Below are 5,963 nucleotides of genomic sequence, written 5' to 3'. Positions count from 1 at the left end.
CGCCGGCCTGGCCCAGGGCACCGCGCCGGCGCAGGGGGCGGCGCTGGAAGACTGGCGCACGATGATCGACACCAACATCACCGCGCTGGTCACCCTCACCCACCGCCTGCTGCCGCAGCTGATCGCCCGCCGCGGCGCGATCATCAACATCAGCTCGGTGGCCGGCGTGTATCCGTATCCGGGCGGCAACGCCTATGGCGGCACCAAGGCCTTCGTCAGCCAGTTCTCGCTGGGCCTGCGCTCGGACCTGCACGGCACCGGTGTGCGCGTGACCACGATCGAACCGGGCATGGCCGAAACCGAGTTCACCCTGGTGCGCACCCACGGCGACCAGAACGCCTCGGACAAGCTCTACAGCGGCGCCCACCCGATGACCGCCGAGGATATCGCCGAATCGATCTTCTACGTGGCCACGCTGCCGGCCCATCTGAACATCAACCGGCTGGAGATCATGCCCACCAGCCAGTCGTTCGCCGGTTTCCAGGTCGCCCGCGATCCTTCCTGAAGGCACTCCGCAGGCCGCTACCGGTGGCCCTTCGGCAGCGAGGGGAAACCACCCACCACAGACTTTGCCTGTGGATGGATTGCACGTACGCTCGGCGGGCTTGCGCGAATGCCGCCGTGGCTGCCGTCGGCGGTGCGCAGGGAAGAAGTCATCAATGCCTGTCGAATGCTGCCTGCCACGAACAGCCGGGGGTCGGCCGGGGCCGACCTTGGCACCTGCCGCATGCCGCCAGCCCCAGCCGCGATGGCGGCCGGTGTGGCGGGGCCATCAGCCTCGCCGCACACCCCAAACGGGCCGAAGATAGCGACCGGACCCTCCCCAGCGGGCCGGCCTGCTGGACCAGCGCGGCTACATGGTGAACAGCGGGCCCGCTACCTGCGTAGCAGCTGGACCCCACCGCGCTGCGCCAACCCCGGTCAGAGATCAGCGCAAGCCACTCACAGGTGCGTCAGCGGTTCGTCCGACAGGTAGGTGTAACCGGTCAGGCCCGCTTCCAGCGCCGCGTCCAGTTCGGCGGCGCGTTCGGCCGGCAGGTTGGCTGCGGCCACGCGCGCCTTGTAGGCGGCGCGCAGGTCGTCGAGCCTGTAGCCGACGTAGTCCAGCATCACGTCGGTGGTGTCGCCGCGACGCTGCTGGGTGATCACATAACCGTCGGCGTCGGCCACCACTTCCACCGCGTCGGTGTCGCCGAACAGGTTGTGGATGTCACCGAGGATTTCCTGATACGCGCCGACCAGGAAGAAGCCGATCCGGTAGCTCTCGCCATTGCGCACTGCGTGCAGCGGCAGCGAGCTGTCCAGGCTTTCGTTCTCGACATAGGTCTTGACCATGCCATCCGAGTCGCAGGTCATGTCGGCGATGATGCCGCGCCGCGCCGGACGCTCGTCCAGCCGCTCGATCGGCATGATCGGGAACACCTGGTCGATCGCCCACGCATCGGGAATCGACTCGAACACGCTGAAGTTGACGAAATACTTGTCGACCAGGCGCTCGTTCAATTCGTCCAGCGCCGGGCGGTGGCTCTTCTCGTCATAGCTCAGGCGCGCACGCACGCCGTGGGCGATGGCGTAGAACAGATCGTCGATGCGCGCCCTTGCGGTGAGGTCGATCTGGCCCAGCGCGTAGGCCGCCAGCCCTTCGGCGTGGAAGTGCTGCGCCTCCTGGAACAGCTCCACTGCCGGACGCTGGTCCAGCTCGTCATGGATCTCGCGCAGGTGGCGGATTGCGGCCGGCTCGTCGTCATGCGCCTCGGGGATACGCCCTTCGGCGGCCTGCTCCACTTCGGACACGTTGGCGATCAGCACCGCGTGGTGGGCGGTCATCGCGCGGCCGCACTCGGTGACGATGCGCGGCGGGGTCAGCCCGTGCGCCTCGCAGGCCTCGGCCAGCGGCTGCACGATATTGCTTGCGTAGGACTCCAGCCCGTAGTTGATCGAGCAGAAGCTGCGCGAGCGGGTGCCTTCGTAATCGATGCCCAGGCCACCGCCGACGTCGACGTGGCTGATCTTCGCACCCAGCCGCGAGAGCTCGACGAAGTAGCGGGTCGCCTCGCGCATGCCGTTGGCGATGTCGCGCACGTTGGAGATCTGGCTGCCCATGTGGAAATGCAGCAGGTTCAGGCAATCGGCGTACTCGGTGTCACGCAGCGCCTTCCACAGGTCCAGCAGCTGGCGCGGGGACAGGCCGAACTTGGCCTTGTCGCCACCGCTGTTCTGCCACTTGCCGGCGCCCAGCGAGGCCAGACGCATGCGCACGCCCAGGCCCGGCTTCACGTCCAGCGCCCTGGATTCCTCCAGCACCAGCTTCAGCTCGGAGGGCTTTTCGATGACGATGTAGGTCTGCAGGCCGAGCTTGCGGCCGATCAGGGCCAGGCGGATGTACTCGCGATCCTTGTAGCCGTTGCAGACGATCAGCCCGCCCGGCCGGCTCAGCGCCAGCACCGCCATCAGCTCCGGCTTGGAGCCGGCTTCCAGGCCGAAGCCCTCGCCGTGGTGGCTGGCCAGGGTGCCGGCCACGCCACGGTGCTGGTTCACCTTGATCGGGTAGACCGCGGTGTAGCCGCCCGGGTAGTCCCAGTCGGCCTGAGCCTGGGCGAAGGCCGCCTGCAGCTTACCCAGGCGCTGCCCCAGGATGTCCGGGAAACGCACCAGCAGCGGCAGTTTGGCGCCGGCGGCACGGGCCGAATCGACGATCTGCGGCAGGGAAACGGTCACGCCTTTGCTGCCGGCGGGGCGGACCACGACGTGACCGGCGGCATCGACGTCGAAATACCCATCGGACCAGTGCGGAATCGAATAGGTCTTGCGGGCCTGGTCCAGGGACCAAGTACTGCTGGAAGTCATGGCTGTTCGCTATTTCTGGCGCGTGGCGACGCGTTCTTCATTGCCGTGGCGGGAACCCCGTTGCGGCGCGGACGCGCATTCTAACGCTAGCCGGCCACCGGTCCGTTACAATCCGCGCCCGCGTCCCCCGGGGGGCGCCTTTTCCGGATGTGGCACTTGCCACGCGGCCACGGCCGCCAGCCCGGCTTCCCATCTGAGCAGAGGATCCTCCACGCCCATGAGCAGCAACGACAACTGGTTCATCGAACACTTCCAGCCGACCGGCTCGGCCATCGGTTTCCGCATCACCGAGAAACTCGAAGAGGTGCAGTCGCCGTTCCAGAAGATCGAGATCTACAACAGCACCGACTGGGGCAAGTTGATGGTCATCGACGGCGCCATGATGCTGACCAGCAAGGACAACTTCTTCTACCACGAGATGATCAGCCACCCGGTGCTGTTCACCCACCCGAACCCCAAGCGCGTGGTGATCATCGGCGGCGGCGACTGCGGCACCCTGCGCGAGGTGCTCAAGCACCCGGGCGTGGAGAGCGCCACCCAGTGCGATATCGACGAGCAGGTCACGCGCATGGCCGAGAAGTATTTCCCTGAACTGTGCGAGTCCAACGGTGACGCGCGCGCCGAGCTGCTGTTCGACGACGGCGTGGCCTATATGGCCAACTGCGCCCCGGGCAGCGTGGACGTGGTGATCGTGGATTCCACCGACCCGGTCGGCCCGGCCGAGGGCCTGTTCAACAAGGCCTTCTTCGAAAGCTGCTTCCGCGCCCTGAAGGATGACGGCCTGCTGGTGCAGCAGAGCGAGTCGCCGCTGGCGCTGCTGGACCTGATCCGTGACATGCGTTCGGAAATGGGCAAGGCCGGCTTCCAGTCGTTCAAGACCCTGCCGTTCCCGCAGCCGTGCTACCCGACCGGCTGGTGGTCGGTGACCGTGGCCAGCAAGCAGGCCGGCTTCGGTTTCGGCTTCCGTCAGGCTGATGCGGCGGCCAAGCCGTTCGACACCCTGTACTACACCGCCCCGCTGCACACCGGCGTGCTGGTCAGCCCGCCGTTCGTGGCCAAGGCGCTGGGCGAGTAAGCCGCACCGCCCCGATTCGTGGACCCGACCCCGCGCTGCCTGCCAGCGCGGGGTTTTTCATGATGTGACGCCGGGGCATACCCGCCCACGGCAGGCAACCTGCCCGGCGCAACACTCCTTTCCGTAACAAAGTTCCTACATTTTTTTTACATTCAGAGTTCATGGACTGCCCAGTTCTATAATTGCGCCCCGCCCGCTCCGGGCACGCAAGACCGGCATTGCAAGACGCTTTCTGCGCCCCCGCCGCGTCAGGAAGGTTTTCATGAACACACTGCCTGCTTACGACGGCCACCGGCCTGCTGTTTCCACCGCCCAACTGCTCAAACGCGGCGAACGCCTGCTCGAGCCGGATGTCTACCGCACCGAGCTGGGCGGCCGTCCGGCCGTGGTCAAGGACTACCGCCGCTACCGCGGTACGCCGCTGTCGCCGGTCGCACGCCTGCTGGTGCGCCGCGAAGCCCGCGTGCTGCGCCGCCTGAAAGGCTGGAAACACGCACCGGCGCTGCTGGGCACCGTCGGCGGACTGGCGCTGGGCATGGAGTTCGTGCCCGGTGAAACGCTCAGCCGCGTGCAGGGCGCCAGCCACGAGGTGTTCGACCAGCTGCAGCTGGCGCTCAGCCGCCTGCATGCGGCCGGCATCACCCACAACGATCTGCATGGCACCAATGTGGTGGTCAGTGCCGGGGTACCGGTGCTGCTGGACTTCACCTCGGCCTGGCGTTCGCCGCGCTGGCTGCGCAACGGCCCGATCTCGCGCCAGCTGCGGCGCAGCGACATGAAGAACCTGGTGAAGATGCGCCAGCGCCTGACCGGCCAGCGCCCCAGCGCCGAACAGGCCGCGCTGCTGGCCGAACCCGGCTGGGTGCAGGCCCTGCGCGGCACCTGGAAGCGCCTGTACCGGCACCTCAAAGGCCAGGCCTGAGGCCTGACCGGCATCGCTTACAGCGCGTCGCCGTCGAGCTCGCCGGTGCGGATGCGCACCACGCTGCCCAGGTCGTACACGAACACCTTGCCGTCGCCGATCTTGCCGGTGCCGGCGGCCTTGACGATGGCTTCCACCACCTCATCGGCCTGGGCATCGGTGACGGCCACCTCGATCTTCACCTTGGGCAGGAAATCGACCACATACTCGGCGCCGCGGTAGAGCTCGGTGTGGCCCTTCTGCCGGCCGAAGCCCTTGACCTCGGTCACGGTGATACCGGCCACGCCGCGTTCGGACAGCGCCTCGCGCACGTCATCGAGCTTGAACGGCTTGACGATGGCCATGATCATTTTCATCGACTCGATCCCCTCTCTTGGTGTGCCTGCGAAGGATAGCCTGCCGCGCCCGCGCATGAGCGGCCGGCGTGCCGGTCTCGACATTCCGGATTATCCTTACAGCCCGTCGCAACCGAATCTGATGGCCGCACCGGCTGGAACCGTCCTAGGCTCGAGCCCTTCCTGCGGAGACCTGCCATGATCGACCTGAACCACATTGACGAGCTCGCCCGCCGGCTGAGCGACCTGGTCCCGCCGGGCCTGCGCGAATCGCGCGAGGAACTGCAGGCCACCTTCAAGAGCGCCCTGCAGGCCGGCCTGTCCAAGCTGGACCTGGTCACCCGCGAGGAATTCGAAGTGCAGCGCGCGGTGCTGCTGCGTACCCGTGAAAAGCTCGACGCGCTGGAACAGGCGGTCGCGGCACTGGAAAACCGCTCCGCCCCCAACCCCTGATCCGGGCCATGAGCCTGGCGCTGGTGCACAGCCGTGCCCGCGCGGGGGTGCTTGCGCCCCCGGTCCGGGTGGAAGTCCACCTGTCCGGGGGACTGCCGTCCACCCAGATCGTCGGCCTGCCCGAGGCGGCGGTGCGCGAATCGCGTGACCGCGTCCGCGCGGCCCTGCTGTGCGCGCAGTTCGAATTTCCCGCACGCCGTATCACCATCAACCTGGCCCCGGCCGACCTGCCCAAGGAGGGCGGCCGCTTCGATCTGCCGATCGCCCTGGGCATCCTGGCCGCCAGCGGCCAGATCGACCGCGACGCCTTGGCGCAGTACGAGTTCATCGG

The 5,963-nt window shown here is 67.4% G+C and carries 7 protein-coding genes; 5 read left to right on the top strand and 2 right to left on the bottom strand.

What is annotated here, in order from left to right; genetic code table 11:
• On the top strand, positions 1-505 hold a 505-nt coding region (locus JCM9942_RS09810), incomplete at its 5' end, for an SDR family NAD(P)-dependent oxidoreductase (protein ID WP_054659354.1).
• Between the two features lie 437 nt (positions 506-942).
• Here the strand turns inward: JCM9942_RS09810 and speA are convergent.
• Entirely contained in the window at positions 943-2,847 is a 1,905-nt protein-coding gene (speA, locus tag JCM9942_RS09805) for an arginine decarboxylase (protein ID WP_054659352.1), read from the bottom strand.
• 217 nt (positions 2,848-3,064) lie between these two features.
• Here speA and speE point away from each other — a divergent pair, with 217 nt between their 5' ends.
• Together speE and JCM9942_RS09795 are read left to right on the top strand one after the other, a co-directional pair.
• Entirely contained in the window at positions 3,065-3,922 is an 858-nt protein-coding gene (speE, locus tag JCM9942_RS09800) for a polyamine aminopropyltransferase (RefSeq protein ID WP_054659350.1), read from the top strand.
• 262 nt (positions 3,923-4,184) lie between these two features.
• A complete protein-coding gene (locus JCM9942_RS09795) occupies positions 4,185-4,844 on the top strand; it encodes an RIO1 family regulatory kinase/ATPase domain-containing protein (RefSeq protein WP_054659348.1) in 660 nt (219 codons plus the stop codon).
• A gap of 17 nt (positions 4,845-4,861) precedes the next feature.
• Here the strand turns inward: JCM9942_RS09795 and JCM9942_RS09790 are convergent, their stop codons facing one another.
• Positions 4,862-5,200, bottom strand: coding sequence for a P-II family nitrogen regulator (locus JCM9942_RS09790; protein ID WP_054659346.1), 339 nt, complete (start codon positions 5,198-5,200; stop codon positions 4,862-4,864).
• A 177-nt stretch (positions 5,201-5,377) separates the two neighbouring features.
• Here JCM9942_RS09790 and ubiK point away from each other — a divergent pair, with 177 nt between their 5' ends.
• Both ubiK and JCM9942_RS09780 read left to right on the top strand, forming a co-directional pair.
• The gene (ubiK, locus tag JCM9942_RS09785; protein WP_054659344.1) at positions 5,378-5,632 is read left to right on the top strand and encodes a ubiquinone biosynthesis accessory factor UbiK; all 255 of its coding nucleotides are present in this window, start codon (positions 5,378-5,380) and stop codon (positions 5,630-5,632) included.
• An 8-nt stretch (positions 5,633-5,640) separates the two neighbouring features.
• Positions 5,641-5,963: magnesium chelatase domain-containing protein (locus JCM9942_RS09780; protein ID WP_304941135.1), on the top strand; the 323-nt coding region annotated here is incomplete at its 3' end.

It is taken from the genome of Stenotrophomonas pictorum JCM 9942 (genome assembly GCF_001310775.1).
GTDB classification, from domain to species: domain Bacteria; phylum Pseudomonadota; class Gammaproteobacteria; order Xanthomonadales; family Xanthomonadaceae; genus Stenotrophomonas; species Stenotrophomonas pictorum.
Note: the sequence above shows the minus strand (reverse complement) of the source record. Positions and strands in the feature narration are given on the sequence as shown.

Bases quoted from the DNA above. Each gene is read 5' to 3' on its own strand.
- JCM9942_RS09795 (WP_054659348.1), top strand. From the start codon at position 4,185: ATGAACACACTGCCTGCTTACGACGGCCACCGGCCTGCTGTTTCCACC.
- speA (WP_054659352.1), bottom strand. From the start codon at position 2,847: ATGACTTCCAGCAGTACTTGGTCCCTGGACCAGGCCCGCAAGACCTAT.
- speE (WP_054659350.1), top strand. From the start codon at position 3,065: ATGAGCAGCAACGACAACTGGTTCATCGAACACTTCCAGCCGACCGGC.
- ubiK (WP_054659344.1), top strand. From the start codon at position 5,378: ATGATCGACCTGAACCACATTGACGAGCTCGCCCGCCGGCTGAGCGAC.
- JCM9942_RS09790 (WP_054659346.1), bottom strand. From the start codon at position 5,200: ATGAAAATGATCATGGCCATCGTCAAGCCGTTCAAGCTCGATGACGTG.